The organism is Bacillus sp. AFS002410 (assembly GCF_002556365.1).
Taxonomy (GTDB): Bacteria; Bacillota; Bacilli; order Bacillales; family Bacillaceae_G; genus Gottfriedia.
Map to the genome: position 1 here is coordinate 1 of NZ_NUEU01000083.1, position 19357 is coordinate 19357.

26 protein-coding genes are annotated in these 19357 nt (G+C 30.9%); 20 read left to right on the forward strand and 6 right to left on the reverse strand.

The window, feature by feature from the left end; all coding sequences use genetic code 11:
* The first annotated feature begins 14 nt into the window (after nucleotides 1–14).
* From CN692_RS21235 to CN692_RS21275, 9 genes are all read left to right on the forward strand, one after another.
* On the forward strand, nucleotides 15–356 hold the full coding sequence (locus CN692_RS21235; RefSeq protein ID WP_098121121.1) for an HAD family hydrolase: 342 nt from the start codon (nucleotides 15–17) through the stop codon (nucleotides 354–356).
* A 547-nt stretch (nucleotides 357–903) separates the two neighbouring features.
* The gene (locus CN692_RS21240) at nucleotides 904–1947 is read left to right on the forward strand and encodes an ATP synthase beta subunit C-terminal domain-containing protein (RefSeq protein WP_098121122.1); all 1044 of its coding nucleotides are present in this window, start codon (nucleotides 904–906) and stop codon (nucleotides 1945–1947) included.
* A 214-nt stretch (nucleotides 1948–2161) separates the two neighbouring features.
* The gene (locus tag CN692_RS21245) at nucleotides 2162–3268 is read left to right on the forward strand and encodes a sensor histidine kinase (RefSeq protein ID WP_098121123.1); all 1107 of its coding nucleotides are present in this window, start codon (nucleotides 2162–2164) and stop codon (nucleotides 3266–3268) included.
* Entirely contained in the window at nucleotides 3265–3954 is a 690-nt protein-coding gene (locus CN692_RS21250) for a response regulator transcription factor (RefSeq protein ID WP_098121124.1), read from the forward strand. Before CN692_RS21245 ends, CN692_RS21250 begins: the two co-directional genes overlap by 4 nt.
* A gap of 56 nt (nucleotides 3955–4010) precedes the next feature.
* Nucleotides 4011–4268, forward strand: a complete 258-nt coding sequence (locus tag CN692_RS21255; protein WP_098121125.1) for a hypothetical protein — start codon at nucleotides 4011–4013, stop codon at nucleotides 4266–4268.
* Between the two features lie 219 nt (nucleotides 4269–4487).
* Nucleotides 4488–5015: a hypothetical protein gene (locus CN692_RS21260; protein WP_098121126.1), complete on the forward strand. Its 528-nt coding sequence runs from the start codon at nucleotides 4488–4490 to the stop codon at nucleotides 5013–5015.
* A gap of 271 nt (nucleotides 5016–5286) precedes the next feature.
* Nucleotides 5287–6312 carry a fatty acid desaturase gene (locus CN692_RS21265; protein ID WP_098121127.1) on the forward strand — a complete coding sequence of 342 codons (1026 nt, stop codon included), beginning with the start codon at nucleotides 5287–5289 and terminating at the stop codon, nucleotides 6310–6312.
* A 101-nt stretch (nucleotides 6313–6413) separates the two neighbouring features.
* Nucleotides 6414–7547, forward strand: a complete 1134-nt coding sequence (locus CN692_RS21270) for a sensor histidine kinase (RefSeq protein ID WP_098121128.1) — start codon at nucleotides 6414–6416, stop codon at nucleotides 7545–7547.
* Between the two features lies 1 nt (nucleotide 7548).
* A complete protein-coding gene (locus CN692_RS21275) occupies nucleotides 7549–8148 on the forward strand; it encodes a response regulator transcription factor (RefSeq protein ID WP_098121129.1) in 600 nt (199 codons plus the stop codon).
* Between the two features lie 66 nt (nucleotides 8149–8214).
* On the opposite strand, the gene CN692_RS21280 is transcribed toward CN692_RS21275, so the two are convergent.
* Nucleotides 8215–9075 carry an alpha/beta fold hydrolase gene (locus tag CN692_RS21280; RefSeq protein ID WP_098121130.1) on the reverse strand — a complete coding sequence of 287 codons (861 nt, stop codon included), beginning with the start codon at nucleotides 9073–9075 and terminating at the stop codon, nucleotides 8215–8217.
* A gap of 366 nt (nucleotides 9076–9441) precedes the next feature.
* On the opposite strand from CN692_RS21280, the gene CN692_RS21285 reads away from it, so the two are divergent.
* The gene (locus tag CN692_RS21285) at nucleotides 9442–10320 is read left to right on the forward strand and encodes a proline iminopeptidase-family hydrolase (protein WP_098121131.1); all 879 of its coding nucleotides are present in this window, start codon (nucleotides 9442–9444) and stop codon (nucleotides 10318–10320) included.
* 164 nt (nucleotides 10321–10484) lie between these two features.
* On the opposite strand, the gene CN692_RS21290 is transcribed toward CN692_RS21285, so the two are convergent.
* Nucleotides 10485–11132 carry a 2OG-Fe(II) oxygenase gene (locus tag CN692_RS21290; RefSeq protein ID WP_098121132.1) on the reverse strand — a complete coding sequence of 216 codons (648 nt, stop codon included), beginning with the start codon at nucleotides 11130–11132 and terminating at the stop codon, nucleotides 10485–10487.
* 430 nt (nucleotides 11133–11562) lie between these two features.
* Nucleotides 11563–12390 (reverse strand): 5'-nucleotidase, lipoprotein e(P4) family, encoded by an 828-nt coding sequence (locus tag CN692_RS21295; RefSeq protein ID WP_098121133.1) that lies wholly within the window; start codon nucleotides 12388–12390, stop codon nucleotides 11563–11565.
* 233 nt (nucleotides 12391–12623) lie between these two features.
* On the opposite strand from CN692_RS21295, the gene CN692_RS21300 reads away from it, so the two are divergent.
* The 4 genes from CN692_RS21300 to CN692_RS21315 all read left to right on the forward strand — a co-directional run bounded on the left by CN692_RS21300 (nucleotide 12624) and on the right by CN692_RS21315 (nucleotide 15248).
* Nucleotides 12624–13088 carry a GNAT family N-acetyltransferase gene (locus CN692_RS21300; RefSeq protein WP_098121134.1) on the forward strand — a complete coding sequence of 155 codons (465 nt, stop codon included), beginning with the start codon at nucleotides 12624–12626 and terminating at the stop codon, nucleotides 13086–13088.
* 46 nt (nucleotides 13089–13134) lie between these two features.
* Nucleotides 13135–13992 carry an alpha/beta fold hydrolase gene (locus tag CN692_RS21305; protein ID WP_098121135.1) on the forward strand — a complete coding sequence of 286 codons (858 nt, stop codon included), beginning with the start codon at nucleotides 13135–13137 and terminating at the stop codon, nucleotides 13990–13992.
* A gap of 163 nt (nucleotides 13993–14155) precedes the next feature.
* Complete coding sequence (locus tag CN692_RS21310; RefSeq protein WP_098121136.1) at nucleotides 14156–14419, forward strand: hypothetical protein; 264 nt, start codon at nucleotides 14156–14158, stop codon at nucleotides 14417–14419.
* A 205-nt stretch (nucleotides 14420–14624) separates the two neighbouring features.
* Nucleotides 14625–15248: a histidine phosphatase family protein gene (locus CN692_RS21315; RefSeq protein ID WP_098121137.1), complete on the forward strand. Its 624-nt coding sequence runs from the start codon at nucleotides 14625–14627 to the stop codon at nucleotides 15246–15248.
* 48 nt (nucleotides 15249–15296) lie between these two features.
* Here the strand turns inward: CN692_RS21315 and CN692_RS21320 are convergent, their stop codons facing one another.
* Nucleotides 15297–15761 (reverse strand): hypothetical protein, encoded by a 465-nt coding sequence (locus tag CN692_RS21320; protein WP_098121138.1) that lies wholly within the window; start codon nucleotides 15759–15761, stop codon nucleotides 15297–15299.
* Between the two features lie 176 nt (nucleotides 15762–15937).
* On the opposite strand from CN692_RS21320, the gene CN692_RS21325 reads away from it, so the two are divergent.
* Complete coding sequence (locus CN692_RS21325; RefSeq protein WP_098121139.1) at nucleotides 15938–16318, forward strand: FixH family protein; 381 nt, start codon at nucleotides 15938–15940, stop codon at nucleotides 16316–16318.
* 66 nt (nucleotides 16319–16384) lie between these two features.
* Here CN692_RS21325 and CN692_RS21330 read toward each other — a convergent pair whose 3' ends face one another.
* A complete protein-coding gene (locus tag CN692_RS21330; RefSeq protein ID WP_098121140.1) occupies nucleotides 16385–16825 on the reverse strand; it encodes a cupredoxin domain-containing protein in 441 nt (146 codons plus the stop codon).
* Between the two features lie 204 nt (nucleotides 16826–17029).
* Here CN692_RS21330 and CN692_RS21335 point away from each other — a divergent pair, with 204 nt between their 5' ends.
* The 5 genes from CN692_RS21335 (at nucleotide 17030) to CN692_RS21350 (ending at nucleotide 19031) form a co-directional block, all read left to right on the forward strand.
* Complete coding sequence (locus CN692_RS21335) at nucleotides 17030–17785, forward strand: sporulation protein (protein WP_098121141.1); 756 nt, start codon at nucleotides 17030–17032, stop codon at nucleotides 17783–17785.
* Between the two features lie 190 nt (nucleotides 17786–17975).
* Complete coding sequence (locus CN692_RS26290) at nucleotides 17976–18143, forward strand: hypothetical protein (RefSeq protein WP_179874505.1); 168 nt, start codon at nucleotides 17976–17978, stop codon at nucleotides 18141–18143.
* A 37-nt stretch (nucleotides 18144–18180) separates the two neighbouring features.
* The gene (locus tag CN692_RS21340; RefSeq protein ID WP_098121142.1) at nucleotides 18181–18465 is read left to right on the forward strand and encodes a hypothetical protein; all 285 of its coding nucleotides are present in this window, start codon (nucleotides 18181–18183) and stop codon (nucleotides 18463–18465) included.
* Nucleotides 18466–18479: 14 nt separating this feature from the next.
* Nucleotides 18480–18803 carry a DUF2085 domain-containing protein gene (locus CN692_RS21345; protein WP_098121143.1) on the forward strand — a complete coding sequence of 108 codons (324 nt, stop codon included), beginning with the start codon at nucleotides 18480–18482 and terminating at the stop codon, nucleotides 18801–18803.
* Nucleotides 18804–18899: 96 nt separating this feature from the next.
* Nucleotides 18900–19031: a DUF4023 domain-containing protein gene (locus CN692_RS21350; protein ID WP_098121144.1), complete on the forward strand. Its 132-nt coding sequence runs from the start codon at nucleotides 18900–18902 to the stop codon at nucleotides 19029–19031.
* A 100-nt stretch (nucleotides 19032–19131) separates the two neighbouring features.
* On the opposite strand, the gene CN692_RS21355 is transcribed toward CN692_RS21350, so the two are convergent.
* Entirely contained in the window at nucleotides 19132–19284 is a 153-nt protein-coding gene (locus CN692_RS21355; protein ID WP_098121145.1) for a YpzG family protein, read from the reverse strand.
* Nucleotides 19285–19357: the final 73 nt, after the last annotated feature.

Here is a 19357-nt window from a genome sequence, read left to right on the forward strand (position 1 = left end):
ACTCGACTAGTTGAATAAAACAAGAAAGAAATTTTAAAAATTATTGCATTCCATTTCCAAATTTAAAACAGATTCTCTTTGACTTAAAAAGAAGTAACTACAAGTTGGGGATGATCACAAATGGAAGAGGTCAATTTCAAGTGAAAAACATAAAGGCCCTAGGAGTTTCAGCTTTTTTTGAGCTTATTTTAATTTCGGAAATTAAAGGGATTAGTAAACCGAATCCAAAGATATTTCAAAAAGCATTAGATTACTTTCATGTCTCAGCGAACGAAGCAGTTTATATTGGAGTTCATCCAGATAATGATTATAAAACTGCAAGAAATTTAGGAATGTATGCAATTTGGAAATTTTGAAGCAGAGAATTTTGTTGAGGATCTTTCCGAGATACCAAAGATAATTGAAAAACTGAGTAGAAGACAATTGTAGAGATTAATGTTTATTTAGTGCTGTTTGAGAAGTGCAAATAAAAGTGGCAAAACTGCAATTAAATTTTAGAAAACTGCAATTAAAAAATGTAAAATTGCAAATAAATTTTGTATAGTGCAAAAAAAAAACTAAAACTGCAAATAAAAAAGTCAAAACCGCAATTAAAATCTTTGAAACTGCAATAAAGACCAAGAATCATGAATTTTTTAAATGAAATCATTAAATATTATAAGAAAAACAATAATATAGTCTAAGTGTTTCGATTAAATAAGGCTAAAATCAATTAAATTATAAATAAATTACTAAAAGAAGAAGAATCTGAGCCATTCTTCTTTTTTTTGATGTTTTTCCAAAAATGATAATCGAGATAAAAACTCTTTTTTACTCCAAAGAGTAATTATTTTACTTTTCAGAGTAAAATTCACTTGCATAATTCTGTAAATTCGAATAAATTATACTTAAAGGAGGAGAAAAATGGAAAATTTACGTTTGAACGTTTCGTTGTTACGCCGTAGAGTACCAAATTTAACTAGTTCAGCAAAATCTGTTGGACTTAGACCAGCAACAGTATCAAATTTATGTACTGGAAAAATTCCAATTGGCCGGTCAGAAGTAAGAACATTAGTTGCTTTAGCAACATTAGCAGAATGTACTTTGGATGAACTTATTATTAGAGGGGAGAAGATTGAGATGATTGAAACTGGGATTAAAACGCTTGATTTGTTTGCTCCATTAGTAAAAGGCGGTACAGTAGGATTGGTTGCAAGACCAGGCATGGGCCAACTAGTCGTTTTAGCGGAAATGTTTTATAAATTAAAAAAAGATTCATATTTTACGATTTTATTAAAGCCAGAAGGTGAGCATCCAGATTTAGACGCAATTAAAGCTGATATAAACTTGGTGTGTAATACAATTGATGAAGTGTATGACACGATTGCCAAAACAGGAAAAAATGTAGATATTGCTTTTGCAGCAGACCGTTCTAATGTCATTTCGGGTGAAATTAACCGTCTTCAACAAAGATTAGCTGATATTGGGATTGAAGATGTAACGACTTTTTTAGTTGACTTAAAGGGAGAAGCTGTAGATGAAGATTTCCCTTATGGACCACTCGAAACATTATGGCAGTTTGATGCGGACTTAGCTTTTAGACATAAATATCCTGCAATTAATCCTATTCAATCAACATCTACAGTATTGGAAGATCATCAACCAGAGCAAGCCCACAACCAAGTACAAAAAGCAGCGCAGAAATTACTCCGAAGATACCGTGAACTAAGATCATTAGTAACAATTCATGGAATCGACTCATTACCTGAACATGAAAAATTAACATATAAACGTGGTGAATTACTTGAAGCCTATTTAACACAACCATTATTTGTAGCCGAAGAATTCACTCGTATAAAAGGTGCATCTGTAAATTTGCAAAATACTCTACAAGATGTACGAAAACTACTAGATGGTGCATACGATGATCTAGAAGTAGAGAAGATGAATTTTATTGGAAGTTTGTAGTAAATTATAATCATTTATTAGTGTGGCGCAAATTGTATGCGTCACACTTTTTTGTACTTAAGCTTCGATTTATAATGTAAATGGTATATAATTTAAGAATTATTTAAGAATTTAATAATAAGTAATTAATTTCTCTGAAATATACTAATGTCATAATAAATATAGTGTGTAGTTTAATTACTCGTTCATCATTCTTTGAAAGTTGGAGTTTATTTTGTCGATTCGAAAAAGGTTAATCTTATCTAATATTGCAATGATTGTTATACCGATTATTTCTTTTATCTTGATCGAGATCTTGCTAGGTATATTTTATTATAGGGTGTTGGATCCAAAATTTAATGATCATCCTCCACATTCATTTTATTTCTTTCGTTTTGGTATCATTGTCCCTATTTTTGCACTTACAAATGGATTGCTTTCATATTTTGTTTCAAGAAGCATTTTGAGACCGGTAAAAAATCTAACAATTGCAGCGAAACATATTAGTGAAGGGAATTTAGAGGTTGAAGTGAAGCCATTAAACAAAGATGAACTTGGTCAATTAGCGGTTAGCTTTGAATTAATGAGACGAAATCTAAAGGAGTCAGCTGAAATTCAGAAGAAATATGAAGAGAATCGAAAAGAACTAATTGCAAATATATCACATGATCTGAAAACACCAATTACTTCAATAAAAGGGTATATTGAGGGGATTAAAGATGGCGTAGCGAATACACCAGAAAAAATGGAGCGATATATCGAAACAATCTATTTGAAAACTTTGGATATGGACCATTTGATTAATGAATTATTCCTTTATTCAAAGTTAGATTTAAAAAGAGTTCCATTTCATTTTGAAGAAGTAAATATATATGATTATTTAGTAGATAGTATTGAGGAGCTAAAATTTGATTTAGAACCGATCAATGTAAAAATTAGCTTCATTAGTAATGTGGATAGCAAAGAATGTATTATTCTTATGGACCGAGAGCAATTTAAACGTGTTATGACAAATATTATTCAAAATAGTTTGAAGTACATGGATAAAGATGAGAAACTAATTTCGATAAATTTAACAGAAAATCAAGAAATAATCACGATACAATTTCATGATAATGGTAAAGGAATTTCAAAAGAAGCCCTTCCGTTTATTTTTGATCGCTTTTACCGCGCTGATCCTTCAAGAAATTTAACAACAGGTGGTACTGGATTAGGGCTAGCCATTGCAAAAAGAATAATAGAAGAGCACGGTGGAGAAGTATGGGCAGAGAGTGAAATTGGTGAATATACAAATATATTCCTATCATTAAATAAGAAATCAATAGCAAAGGTGACAGAATGAAAAAGGTTTTAATCATTGAAGATGATCAAAGTATCGCATTATTACAAAGAGATTATTTAGAGATTAATGAATTTGAAGTTGAAATTGAATCTAATGGAAGAAGTGGGCTTCAAAAAGCTTTAACGAATGAATTTGATTTAGTTATTCTAGATTTAATGCTACCTGATATTAATGGCTTTGAAATATGCAAAAAAATACGAGAAAACAAAGATATTCCAATTCTAATTGTATCAGCCAAAACAGAGGATATCGATAAAATTAGGGGGTTTGGTTTAGGAGCGGATGATTTTATCGTGAAACCATTTAGCCCTAGTGAATTAATAGCTAGAGTCAAAGCTCACTTATCTAGGTATCAGCGATTAGCAAGTAAAGGCCAAATAAATGAAGATGAACTTCAAATCAGAGGACTTACGATTCAAAAGGATTCAAGAAAAGTTCTCGTAAATGGAGATGAAAAAATTTTCACGACGAAAGAGTTTAACTTACTTACTTTTCTTGCTTCAAATCCAAATAAAGTATTTAGCAAAGAATTATTATTTGATCGAATCTGGGGATTTGAAACAGTAGGAGATATATCGACAGTAACTGTTCATATTCGCAAAATACGTGAAAAAATAGAAGTGGACCCGTCTAATCCAAATTTTATTGAGACCATATGGGGGGCTGGGTATCGTTTTAAAGATTAGATTCAAAACTGTATTTTAAAGGGTTATCTCAATGTGTGGGATGACTCTTTTTTTGATTGGAATTGTTGTTCATAGAACTAGCCATTACAAATTTTCAAATGAAATTAAAGAATAGTAGAAGTAGAACAAATTTAAGTGGGCCAATCATTTTAAGTCCAAATGAAACAAAAAAAGAAGAAATTCCTATTGATCCATTTTTTGAAAATAAAGATTATGCAGTTAAAGTATTAAGACCAATTATTTATTTTGAAATCGAAAATACGACAAAGAAATTCATTCCCCAAAACATGGTATGGATTAGTAAGTGTGAATAAAGAACAAATAAATAAAGCGATAAGGTTTAGTAAAAATGCAGAAAAATAAAATTAAGAAACTCACAGATAACGAAAGATTTCTGTGAGTTTCTTTTACATAAGACATCAAATTCGTTTCAGCTATTATTTAAGAATTATTTAAGAAATCGATAATAGTAGTTTTATATCTTGCCACTATCATTAAAAGTATAAATCGATTAAAAACGGAGGTAAAAAATAGTGGCGAAAAAGAAAATGAATTTAACGAAAAAGAACATTCTAGTCAGCATACATGTTTTAGCAGTTTGTGCTTGGTTTGGTGGGACATTATGTCTAATCATCTTAGGTCTTTATTTGAAAAATGCTCAAAATTCAGAGCAACTTATTTATACATTATCAAGCATGCATATTATTGATGAAAATTTACTAAAATATCCGGCTTTAGCAACATTAATTACTGGTATTTTATTATCTAATTGGACGCAATGGGGTTTAGTAAAATATTATTGGGTGGTTATTAAACTAGCTTTAACTATTTTAGTTATTTTTCTTGGTATATTCTTTTTAAATGACTGGTTTTCTTACTTAGTTAAGGCTGCAGAACATATCGGGATTGCAGCTCTTAAAGAAAGTAAATTCGAATCAACGTGGCTTTCAATCATTATAACGGGATTATTTAACTTAAGTTGTTTAGCATTTATGACATTCATTACTTATTTTAAACCTTTTGGCAAAATTAAAAAAAATAAAATTGTCGCAGAAAGGTAAAAAAACATATATTTTGGGACTTTGTACGAGCGTGAAGTAATACTATTCGAGTATTACTTTTTTTTTATAAAAAAAATGTAATATAAAATGAAAAATTAACCATTCTAACTATTATGTTTTGGTAGAAATTTTATTGAAAGTAAACGGTTTATTCAATATGACATTTGTCATTAATTCTACATGACGCCTGCTACTACCACCCGGAAGATTAACTTATATAATTAGGATAATATAGTAAAGTTATTCACCAACATATGGAAGGAACTTCTAAATGTCACAAGAAAATCAAAAGAGTTTACGTAAACAAATTATGCCTTATGAAAAATCAAATTTAAAAGCTAGTATTTGGCAAATGATCAATACATTTATCCCATTTTTATTTTTATGGTTTATTGCTTTTAAAAGTATCTCTGTTTCAGTAGTATTAACGATCGTTATTGATGTTTTTGCAGCATTATTCTTAGTAAGGATTTTTATAATCTTTCATGATTGTTGTCATCAATCGTTCTTTAAGAATAAAACCGCAAATAAAGTTCTTGGGACGATTACAGGTGTTGTAACGCTATTTCCATTTAGTCAGTGGAAGCATAGTCATTCAATTCACCATGCAACAAGTGGTAATTTAGATAAGCGCGGGATTGGTGATATGTGGGTTTTAACAGTAGATGAATATGTTGCTGCTCCGTTCTGGACAAAATTGCAATACCGTTTATATCGTAATCCATTAATCATGTTTGGTTTAGGGCCGATTTATATCGTACTAATTTCAAATCGCTTTAATGCAAAAAATGCAAAATTAAAAGAAAGATTAAATACGTATTTAACGAATATTTTAATTGTTGGTATTTCTGCATTGTTTTGCTGGCAAATTGGTTGGGAAAATTATTTGTTAGTGGAAGGGCCGATCTTTTTCGTATCAGCAGTATTAGGAATTTGGCTTTTCTATGTGCAGCATCAATTTGAAGACTCTTATTTTGAAGAAGACGATAATTGGGAATATGTAAAAGCTGCAGTTGAAGGAAGCTCTTTTTATAAACTTCCAAAAATATTGCAGTGGCTAACTGGTAATATTGGATACCACCATGTTCATCATTTGAGCCCTAGAGTACCGAATTACAATTTAGAGGAAGTACACAATAATACACTTCCATTACACAATGTACCAACAATTACACTAAAAACAAGTTTAACTTCTTTAAAATTCCGACTTTGGGATGAAAATACAAAGCAGTTTGTAAGATATAAAGATCTTAAATCAATTTATAAAGTAAACCGCGAAAGTTCAGACACTGTCTGAACTTTCGATGTATTCAATTTGCATTTTAAAGATTAACTTTGTCCAATTGTGATAAGATTGTTAAAGAATCACATAATACGTCTGAATAAAGAGGTTAATCTATGTTTAAAAGATATTTAGGTTTCTTAAAAAGTACTGGAATTTCGCCATATATTTGGACAGTTCTAGGAATATCTCCATTTTATTTTATTTTTCTTTCGGCACATTCTACCTTAAGAATCGTAGTAGGAATTTTACTAACGATCTCATTTTTAATTATTTATCGATTGGCATACATATCAGAAGGTTGGTCAATCTATCTTTGGTCATCCATATTAATTGTCATTTCCTTCTCAATGAATATACTTTTTAGTTATGTATATTTTGCTTTTTTTATAGCCTACATGATTGGAAAAAAGAAAAGTCGAGTTACTTTTTTAACTTTATATATTCTTCATTTAGTCATAACAACTATTTCGATTAACATTACAATCATTCTTCAAGAAGAATTAATAATTAAGCAGTTACCATTTATCATCGTTACTTGGATCAGTGTAATATTGTTACCTTTTAGTCTATACAGCCGGAATGAACGAGGGCAATTAGAAGAAAAGCTAGTAGATGCTAATAAACGGATATCAGATCTTGTGAAATTAGAAGAGAGACAAAGAATCGCACGAGATTTACATGATACTCTAGGTCAAAAACTTTCCCTAATAGGCTTAAAAAGTGACTTAGCAAGAAAGTTAGTTACGAAAGATCCAGAACTGGCTCAAAATGAATTAAAAGATGTACAACAAACAGCTAGAACAGCCTTAAATGAAGTTCGAAAAATCGTTTCCCAAATGCGTGGAATTCGAATTAAGGATGAGCTAATAAGAATTAAACAATTTTTACTCGCAGCGGAAATTACTTTCGAGTGTAATGATACACTTCAACTAACAAATGTATCTTTACTGACAGAGAATATAGTCAGTATGTGCTTAAAGGAAGCTGTAACAAATGTTGTAAAGCATAGTAGTGCTACACTATGTAGAATTTCGATTAAACAAATGAAAAATGAAATTATCTTCTCTGTTATGGATAATGGGGTTGGATGCACTTCTATTGAAAAATTTACGACAGGCTATGGATTAATCGGTATGAAAGAACGACTCGAATTTGTGAATGGAACACTAGATGTTAACTGTGAAAATGGGATGACATTAATAATGAGAGTTCCAATAGATGTAAAACAAATTGAAGTGGAGGACTAGAATGATTAGGATTGTTATCGCCGAAGACCAACGAATGCTTTTAGGAGCGCTTGGTTCTTTACTTAACTTAGAAGATGATATGGAAGTAATAGGTCAAGCTTCAAACGGAGAAGAAGCAGTAAAACTTGTTAAGCAATTACAACCGGATATTTGCATTATGGATATCGAAATGCCAAGTAAAACGGGCCTTGAAGCAGCAGAAGAATTAAAATCATTCGATTGTAAAGTCATGATCCTCACAACTTTCGCAAGATCTGGTTATTTCCAAAGAGCATTAAAAGCAGGGGTAAAAGGATATTTACTAAAGGATAGCCCAAGTGAAGAGTTAGCAAGCTCAATTAGAAGCATCATTTCAGGTAAGAGAATTTATGCTCCTGAATTAATGGATGATGTTTATGCAGAAGAGAATCCGTTGACTGATCGTGAAAAAGAAGTTTTAGAACTTGTAGCTGATGGTAAAAATACACAAGAAATTGCTGATGAATTAAGCTTGAAAACTGGTACCGTAAGAAATTATATTTCTATGATTTTAGACAAATTAGAAGTGAAAAATAGAATTGAAGCTATTAAACAATCGAAAGAAAAAGGCTGGTTTAAATGAGGATAGAAGAGCAGGTATAGTAGGGAATTTTTATAACCTACTAAATCCTGCCCTCCTTGAACTGATTTAGTTTCCAGCTTTTTTTGTTGCTTTTTTTCTAGAATTTGTTTTCCTTTTTCCTGTTTTTCGTAGCTCTTTAAAGAATTCGTCTAGTTCTTGGTTGAACTTATCTGTTTCTTCTAAAAATAAGAGATGACTACTATTATAAAATGGAACGAATTTAGAACTTTTAATTCTTGATTGGATAAATTCACCAGCTTCTAAAGGGAAAAATCCATGACTGCCGAAGCAAATTAACGTTGGTATATCTACGTTACAAAGTGAATCACGATAATCTACTGCCGTTTGATTAAAGACTATTGTGCTTGCAATTGCTGCAGGTAACTTATTCATTTCCTTTAAAATCCATTTATGTTCCTTTGGATTAGGCTGATCCATAAACATACCATATATAAAATCGCTATTAAATTGGTTTTGATCTTCTTGAATCGATTGCATGACATTTTTTAAAATTGTAAAATCAAATGCTCCAAACTCCCAATCCGGCCAAATATAATCAGATGCAGATTGATCGACTACTGTTAAGGCTTTAATATTTTTAGTCCCAAATTGATTCACATAATCCCACAACACAAAAGCACCCATTGACCAACCTACTAATATTACATCCTTTAAATCTAATTTTTCGATAAAGCATTTTAAATCTTTAGCATACTGTGCTACTGTATGACCATATTGTACTTTTGAAGATTTTCCATGTGCTCTTAAATCTAATGTAATAACTCGATAATTTTTACTAAAATACGGTACTTGTTTATGAAAGAACTTACTACTCATCATAACTCCGTGAACAAATAGGACAGTTTGACCCTCTCCATGATCTTCATAATATAGCTTTGTATGTGAATCGAGTTCGACATATGCCAATTAAATCGCCCCCATTGGCTAATAGATTTGTTTCTTTCTTATATTATTTCTTTCAAGAAAAATTCATGACAAAGCTGACTTCTTTATATAAAGCTGTTTTGATAAAATATACAAACTCATTAAAAAAAGAGTAGTAGATATTTTAAAAATCTATTGCAAAGTTTGACGAATTAAATTTGGAAAAAATAGAAAATATGATAAAATTCAGATAAATAATAAATCGAAATACATAAAACTGTCTAGGATGCGAAAATATAGATCATGTATATTTTATTCTGTTGATCTGATCTTTTCGTTTCATGATAGATAGGCGTCTATGAAAAAACATCGAAATCTATTATTAATACTTAAAAAGGGGAGAAATAGATGACTGTAAAAGAAGGATTTATTGAAGTAACTGGTGGGAAAGTATGGTATCAGATTCATAACATGGATTCTAAAAATACACCTGTAATTGTTTTACATGGTGGGCCTGGCTCATCGCATTATTCAATGCAAGGTCTAGATATATTAGCAGAAGATCGCCCAATTATTTTTTATGACCAGTTAGGTTGTGGAAAATCTGAGCGTCCAACAGACACTTCATTATGGAATATAGATAGATTTGTGGAAGAATTAGGGCAAATCCGTGAAGGACTTTCGCTTGATGAGTTTCATATTCTCGGCCATTCATGGGGAACGACTTTAGCTGCAGCTTATTATTTATCGAGACCAGAGGGAGTCAAGAGCATAATCTTTTCAAGTCCATGTTTAAGTGCGCCATTATGGGCGGAGGATCAGGATCGTAATCGAAAGCTACTTCCACTTGAGGTACAAGAAACTTTAAAAAGCTGTGAAGAGAATGGAACAACAGAATCAGAAGAATACAAGGAAGCTACTTCCATTTTCAATAAGCATTTTGTTTGCAGATTAGACCCATATCCGGAATTTCTAAAAGAGGGAAGACAATACAGAAATTCAGAAGTTTACAATATAATGTGGGGGCCATCAGAGTTTCATGTAACTGGAAACTTAAAGAGTTTTGACTGTACTTCACAATTACAAAACATACATGTACCAACAATGTATACTTGTGGACGATTTGATGAAGCAACTCCTGAATCTACAAAATACTTCAGCACACTAACTCCAAATGCTAAGTTTCACGTATTTGAGAAAAGTGCACATATGCCATATGTTGAAGAGCAGGATGAATATGTTCAAGTAGTTAGTAGTTTTTTCAATAGAGTAGACTTAGAAAACTAATGAAATATAGATAAAACGCATGGATATTTCACCATGCGTTTTTATTATGGGTTCATATTTTTAAAATCGTTAAGTAATCTTGAAAATTGTGTATTATCGTAATTGTCAGAAATATCCAGTCGTAATTTGCCATATATTCATCATAGATTAAGAATGATAGTGAATTAACGAACGCGTTGTCGTCGGATCCATTGAGTAGCAACCCATTTTTCTCCGCTAATAACAGGGTTACCCGCATGTAGTGTTAGTTCATTAATCGTTTCATCCTGATAAAAATATTCAAAGTATAAAGCTGTGCCTTTTTTTGCTGTAACCGAATGGTTAAGAGAAGGAAAAATTGTTTCGCCACCTTCTTCTACATCATTTAAATAGAGAATGAGCGTACTAATCCTATTATTCTTCGTTCGTTGATTGGAAAAGTAATCGAAATGCGGCTTATACTGTTGTCCAGGTTCGTAATGAAGAATTTGTAAAGGTTCTGCATGTTCGATTGGAATATTCATAATCGTTTCGATTCGTTTTTCAACTCGTTTGATCAGTTCAGTTTCACTTTCATCGAAAAACATGCCACTGCTCGTTCGCATGTCATTTTCTTCGTGCGATAATCCAATTTTTGACCGTTTCATGCGAAATTTCGCATGGCTAATTAGCTCATCACATTCATCATCACTTAAAACATTCCCAAGTAAAACGATGAGCGGTTCTTCAAGTCGACTAACAATCTCGATATTTCGATCAATCGTTTGGATGAATGGACCTGAATGAGTAAAAATGGTTTGTTCGGTTTCCTTTAAATTTCCTACCTCTGACATTTGTCACATCTCCCTGATTTTCATTTGATACAAATACGATTCATAATTAAAGTGCATCATTGCCTAGAGCGAACTCTTCATAATTGGAAGAAAATGATATCCCCATAGCAGTCTTTCGTTAAGTAACTGGAATCAATGTTTTTGTAGAAAAAATATAATATTTCGACAAAATAATTGTTTTTAAAATAAATTCCCTACTGTACTACGTTTTTCCTGCTAACTATTGAGTCATTTTAAATAAGATTTTGATTAATGGGTTTAATTGATTTTTAATTATTGAAATCTTTATTTGCGGAAAATAACAGATTTTACTAATTATGAAAGATTATAGTTTAATGAATAAACTCAGAGTATGTGTATGTAGAAATTTGAAAGGCACAATAAAAAAGGTCAGATAAGAAAAATCTATCTTATCTAACCTGATTCAGTACTATTTCATGGGTTGTAAGGTTTTATAGCGATCTGCTGCTTTTTCATCTTCTGTTTTTGACGGTTTGTATTGATAAATTGCATCTTCCCAATCACCATACATTGGATTTGGAAGTTGTATATATTTAATTCCTAAATCTTTAGCGATTTTATCAACATTTTCTTTTCTAGTTTTTAAATCCGCTTTATAAAAAATATCAGATAAATCATTTGAATTATCTCCGATTAACATCACAATATCATGGGTTTTTGAAATTTCTGCCTGCCTTGGACCTTTTTGGGCAGTATCAGTTTTAAAGTACAAATGTTTATTATCGACGTTAGGTAAGTCATGTAATTTCATATTTCTAATTGTGTCATTGCGTGTTTTTTCAGGCCGATTTGTAAGATAAAAAATATCAACATTCATTTTTTGGGCAGATAATAAAAAGTCTTTTGCACCTGGTATTAACTCAGCTTTTGCTAGGCGGATCCACTCATCCCATCCTTGGGGATAAGAAGTATTATTTTTAATTGACCAGGCAGTATCAGGGGAGTTATCGAGTACAGTCTCATCAATGTCTAAAACGACAGCAGCCGGTTTAGCATTATTATTTAGTTTATCATTTGCTTTCTTTTTAACCATTGTCTCGGCAAGTTCTTCTTTTGCTTGATTATAAATTTGAATTTGCAATGCCTTATTTTCAGCAGAGGTCTGAAACCAATTAGTAGACATAACATTATGCTCTTGTGTGCTTCGTTCAAATTCAGCTTTACTAAAACTAATACCTGCCAAAGAGCCAATTACAAATGCAGATAGGATCGAAATGGTAATTAAACTTTTTTTCATTTTATATTATCCTTTCATATTTACTTAATAAATAAGGGTGACTTATTAAATTAGAAAAAGTACTTATCAAGGTTGGTATTACCAAAAGAAAGAATAATATGCGTTCTTCTTTTGGAAATTTCAATTACCGTAATAATTTATTTTTCTGAATATAATGAAAAAAATGATATGATATAAGGTGATGAGTTTTTACTAAAGAATTGAATTATTGTAGATATTCAAGGAGGCAAATAATGAATATACGTTTAGAAATCGTAACAAGAGAAAATTGGGAAAAAGCAATTAAACTTGGGGTTTCCAGAAACCAATTAAATTATGTCCCTTCAGTTGCTGTATCACTCGCAAAGATTTATATAAAACCTGATGGTGAAGATGTAGAATATATCCCATTTGCAATTTATGATGATGAAAAAATGGTTGGATTTATTATGCATGCCTTTGAAGAGAATACGACGAATAGTTTTTGGATCAATGGTTTTTTAATAGATAAAAAACATCAACGTAAAGGCTATGGAAAATTATCGTTTGCTGAAATGGTAAACTGGATTGAAAATAAACATCCTCAATGCAATGAAATTCGATTAACAGTTCATAAAGATAATAAATCAGCGATGAATTTATACAAACAGTACGGATTTAATCCTAACGGAGTCTTTTTTGGAGAAGAAGAAGTGTGGTATTACACCGTTAAAAGATAAGTGGATACTACGAAATTAAATTATTAGAACAGTAGAGGTAGTTTATATGGAGAAATGGGAACGAAAGCTTCTTAACACTAAAAGAGGGGTTTTTGAAGTATTTTGCAAAGGTGAAGGCGAACCATTATGTGTAACTCACCATTATTCTGAGTTTAATGATTCAGGAGATTATTTTGCAAATTCTTTTACGAAATTATTTAAAGTATATTTAATAAATTTACGAGAAACAGGTAATTCAGAAAAAGCACATTTTCCACATGAATTAAGTATGTTGGAAACAATTTTTGATTTAGAAGAAATTAGGGAATCACTAGGCTATACTTCCTGGAGTTTTGCTGGACATTCTACTGGTGGGATGCTTGGAATTATTTATGGAATTTATTTCTCAAACTCATTAACAACTAATATGATTGTTGGTGCTGCAGCAAGAGATTATGCAACGTTTTCAAAAGATTGTATTTATAACAAAGCTCATCCTAAGTATAGTAAAATGCAAGAGCTCATTGAAAAACTAAAAGGCAGTGACATATCTAATGAAGAAAGAGTAAATCTTTCGATTGAGCGGACAAAATTATCTTTACATAAACCAGAACGATACAATGAATATTTCAATATACCAATCTCTAAAAAAATGTCTTCAATTCGCCTAAATTACTTTAATAGGGAATATCAAATATATGATGTCACAAAAAAACTTTCACTAATCAGCTGTCCGACTCTAATCATTTGTGGAAAGTACGATGTACAATGTCCAATTGAATATTCGGAAGAAATGGCTGAAGGAATTAAAAATTCTAGATTCGTTCTATTTAATGAAAGTAATCATTATCCATTTTTAGAAGAGAAGGAAAAGTTTTTAAATGAGATTAAAGACTTTACTAAAAAAGTCTCCTCTTTAAATTAATGTGTAGAGCTGAAAATAGAAATGACAGATCAATGATAATTATCTTACATAGTTGATCTACTAAATAGATTGATTTTATTAACTAAATGACAGGATCGTATAAAAAGGAATTCATTTAACTTGAATTCCTTTTAAATTAGAGAGATCTTCAGGGGGATAAAGGATGGAGTATTTATTCATCGGATTGTTATTCATAATTTTTATGCTTAGTATTACCAATAGGTTAAACGCACTAGAAAAGCGATTGAAGTATATAAGCACAAAGTTAGACCTGGTCGCTGCTCAAGTTAAAGTACCTGAACACCCAATTAATGATGAATTGCGTAAACTTAAACAAGATGGTGAAATAATTAAAGCAGTTAGAGAAGCTAGAAATGTATTTGGACTGTCATTATTAGAAGCTAAACAGTATGTTGACAATTTATAAAAAAATTTTTTCCAATAATTTTTGCTTATGCAGCTAACTCATTGTATTAGTAGATTAATTTGAATTTATGGAAGAAGGTTATAAATTGCTTATGCCAATAATTACTAATGGTTTACATAATTTAATTGCAAGTATATTTTAGTGAATGAAGAGAAGAAAAACATACAAATAAATAAATTACTAAAATGAAGTTAGGAGTTTTAATTTGCTAACAATCTATTTAACAAGACATGGTGAAACAGAGTGGAATATTGAAAATCGACTCCAAGGCTCAAGGGACTCTAATCTTACTTCTAATGGGATTAGAGATGCAAAATTATTAGGTAAAGAGCTAACAGAAGTAAAGTTTAGTAAAATTTACACAAGTTCGAGCAAACGTGCAGTAACAACAGCAAATATTTTAACAAATGACCGATCCATCCAACTTATTCAAGAGGATGATTTGAAAGAAATTAATTTCGGTGATTGGGAAGGGAAAACGAAAATAGAAATAAATGAACAATTTAAAAATGAGTTTGAATCACTTTGGAGTTCTCCTCATTTGTACGACCATACTCCACATCGAGGTGAAAGTTTAGAAGACTTAAGAAACAGAGTGGGAGATGTTATTCAAAAGATAGTCAATTCAAATGAGGAAGGAAACATTTTAATCGTTACTCACGCTGTTGTATTAGCGACGATTGTAGCTTATTTAAAACAAACATCAACTGAAAAATTATGGGATATACCTTATGTACATGGAACAAGTTTAACAGTTATACATGTTAATAAAGATAATAATATAGAGTTCAAACTACTGTGTGACACAAGCCATTTAGAGAAAAATTAATATGAAAAATGTGAAGCCTACCTTTTTATTAAAGGTAGGCTTTGTTGTTTAAATAGATTGAACAGATTTTTCGTCTTCATTAACTTTACTTATTTCTTGATCAATCACTTTAATAAGTAAAATCGTGACTAAAACAAAAACAACATCTATAAAATAGATTAATATATTTAAATATGTTTCCTGAAGCATAATTCCAAGCATTGCTCCCATCATTCCACCCATTATACCTGCTGTTATACCTTCTAATACAGCCATTAAAGATAGTGGTTTTCCCGTTAAATATCCTATTAAAATTCCAACACATATTGAAATAATTGTAGGAATTGTTAAATCTGTATCACGGTATAAAATCCCACAAATCGTTCCAATTGTTACACTTGTCATCATTGAATTAGTCATACTAATCATCTTCCCAGCAGTACAAGAAAGTCTATTCTTTTTTCTATTTGCAATTATGATTACATATGATGAAAGTAGAGCAGTTAAAGCAATACTAGACCATTCTAACAACATGCAGTTTACTCCTCTCTAGGATGGTTTCTAAGATGATTTAGCTTAAACGTTCAATTATATGTTGAAAAAGGCTATTTGTATGAGTGAGTTTAATAGAAAATTATTTTTTAAAGTTTCATCAAATCATTTAGTAAGGGAAGCTAATAGAAATTTTTAAATAATAAGGAGTGCTTTTAATGAAGAGAATTTATTACATATTTATATTATTAATTTGTAGTGGATTAATTTTTTCTAGTTGTAGTAAAAACACAGAATTAAATTCAAATCCCTTTTTAGATAAAATTCAATTAACAATGAATGAAAAAAAATCAAATAACAACAAACAAATCCATGTTTATCAAGTAAATTTAGTGAATTCAGAAGGGAAAGAAATAGATGTGGATTCAGTTCATTTTAAAATGGAAATGAAAAGTATGAATCACCACGTTGAGGCTAGTATGAAGAAAATAACTAATGGTGTTTATGAGGTCAGTATAGAGCTACCAATGGAGGGGACTTGGAGTAAAGAAGTAACATTAATTAAAGGTAAAAATCAACGTGAAATAACGATTAAATAAAGTAAAAAGATAGTAAATTAGTTAAATAATTTACTATCTTTTTTTTTCCTAAAATTTGTCTTTAATTTAATCTACAACAATATAGCCAATCATTGGAGCTTCATCTTGAGAATGTGTATCACAAACTAAACGATAAGTACCTTCTTTTTTAAATAATAGCGGAATTTCAGTCGTTTTGCCTTTTGTTACTACGCCAGTAAGTTCTGTTCCTTCGATGTGAAAACTGTGTTCTTTTCCATTAATGCCATGAATTTTAAGATTTACCTTTTCATCTTTTTGAATCACAATTGTGCCAGGATCCCATCTATATGCTTCAATTTCTGTACCATCTTCTAGCTTAGTACTAAATTCGGCTGTAACCATATCTACGTTAATTGTTTTTACTTGCTTTGGCACTGCAGTAGTTTGAATTGCCTTTGGAGCTAGGTAATACCATCCACTTAATCCGATAACGACTAATAGAAAACATAGCAATAACCATTTTTTCTTGATAAATATAATATGCATAAGGTACCTCCTAAAATAGTTTCTTACTTTAAAATATGCTTATCCTATTCATAACTTGTCTAATTATTCTTTATTCTTTAGTTACATAATTTGTTCTTTTGCTCATACTGTTATAAAGGAGAACAAATCATATTTTAGAATTATTCAAGATTAGTTATCTACTATATAATGGAAATGTATTGATTTTTCTTTGGAGGGGATACGATGTTTAAAAAGGTACTAGCTAGACTTGGAATTGGAGCAGCTACAGTTAATACAATCATACATACAAGAGATTTATATCCGGGAAAAAATGTTGAAGGTATAATCGAAATTAATGGTGGTTCAGTTGCACAAGTGATTAATCATATAGCGCTTAAACTAAAAGCTTATGCAAATAAGAAAAGTGGAGACGATGAAGTATCGGTTAAACTTCAATTACATGAAGAGCGCATAATAGGTAATATGAAAATTGAAGCAAACGAAAGGAAAATATTACCCTTTTCATTTCAACTACCATATTACACACCAATAACAATTAGACACGGTCAAGTTTGGATTGAAACTGATTTAGACATAGACTTAAGTATAGATCCAACAGATACTGATTACTTGAAAGTACATGCACATGCTGAATTAGCTAATTTTATAGAAGCGTTTTCACTTATAGGATTCCGATTACGTCAAGTTGAAGTTGAAGCTCAACACGGTCATTTCTATCAAGAGTGGGAGTTTGTTCCAAATTCAAAAAGAGAATGGCGTTTTGACGAAATTGAATGCATGATTGAACCGAATCAAGATGGTCTATTTATGAGGGTTGCTGTTGATAAAGCTGGATCACACCGTGGACTAAAAGGTTTCCTACAAGAATCACTTGGATTTGATGAAAAGAATTCTGTACTAAGCTTTAAAAATGACCAGCTTAAGGATCCGCATGAAATTGCAAAAACGGTAAGGTCATTTTTACAACAATATAATTAATTAAAAGTAAGAGACAGTTTTTTTGTCTCTTACTTTTTTAATTTGAGCAATTTTTATCAGTTGTTAATTCATTATTTAGTCTCATTTTGTTGGGAATTTAAAATAATAGCTATTCGTACAAAAAAATTTAGAATACAATAAATTGGTAAATAGAAAAAATTAATATTTTAATGTTGAAGAGGAGTCGTTTATGAAATCTAACGTTAAAAATATGAAATGGATTTCAGGTGGTTTTGAAGCATTACTAGGAATTCCAGCAATAGGTGGTTCGATTGTGATCGGCTTTGGGTATACACCGTTGTTTATTGCTTTAATTCTCCATATCATTACACTTGTGTTAGCGTATAATCAAAATTAAAGTTCGTCTTCATTATTTTTATGAAAGTGTGGTTAAGTTGGTCTTTTTCTTATTAAGTGGTTTTTTTATTCTTCTTATTCTTGGAATTGTTTTTATAGTAAAGGGATTTTTAGTAAAAGGATTAATTAGTATTAGTGCAAGTATCGTTATTTTTATCATGACGATTATTTATTATGAGCGGAGAAGAAAGAAAAGTAGGGGAATCGACTGGTGTGATTGCGGTGATCTGATCTATTTACCAGACTGTGACCTTCCTGATTGTCACCATCATACGCCTGATTGTACACCGGATTGTGATTGCAGCCCAGATTGTCCAAGTTAATAGGGGGATTACTTTTGATTTTAAAATGGATTCCGTGTCATAGAAAACAAGAAAGGTCATTTCGCATAGGCTCATATACTTTTCCACTTTGTGCAAGATGTACTGCAATTTTAGTTGGTTATTTGCTTCTACCAATCCTATTTATGTTCTCACCCTTTCTATATTGGTGGTACATTCCGATCTTAATGATTCCATTACTAGTTGATGGGTATACACAGAAATGGAAGTGGAGGGAAAGTAATAACGTTTTACGTTTCATTACGGGATTGTTATTTGGAATTGCTCATACAATATTAATTGTATTGTCTGTTCAATTTTTGACAAAGATTCTTATATAAAGTTCCCACTTCAATCTATAAAGAAATTTTCAAATGAATTTTTTCTTGCTGGATTGGTTAAAGTACACTTAGATTCTTATCTAAGGAGGAATTAAAATGGAAGATACACATGAGTTTGTCGAAAATTTACATGAAAAGCAAAGAAAAGACCAAAAAAATAAAGAGCATCAAGGTAACGGTACACCAAATGAAAAGTTACCAACTAAACAACATGGTACTAATAAATAATAAATGTACTAACAGCCGTGGCATTTGTCATGGCTGTTTTATTTATGATTAAAAGAAAGGAAGACAACTTAATGTCTTCCCGCACCTTAATTATCTTACTTTACCATTTGTGTGCCTTAGCGTTGCTTTTTAAAATAATCGTGTTCTGTGACTCCATTGTATGTCCATTAACTTGCGATTTAGCACGTTTAGGTCTAGTCCAATTATGGTAAAACTTCTGAGAATGTGGATCTAAATGATTTTTGATTGTCATGTTGGATTCACCTCTAAGATAATTTGGGATTTCTTTGATATTCAAGTTGAATATCATAATTAGTATTTGAAAA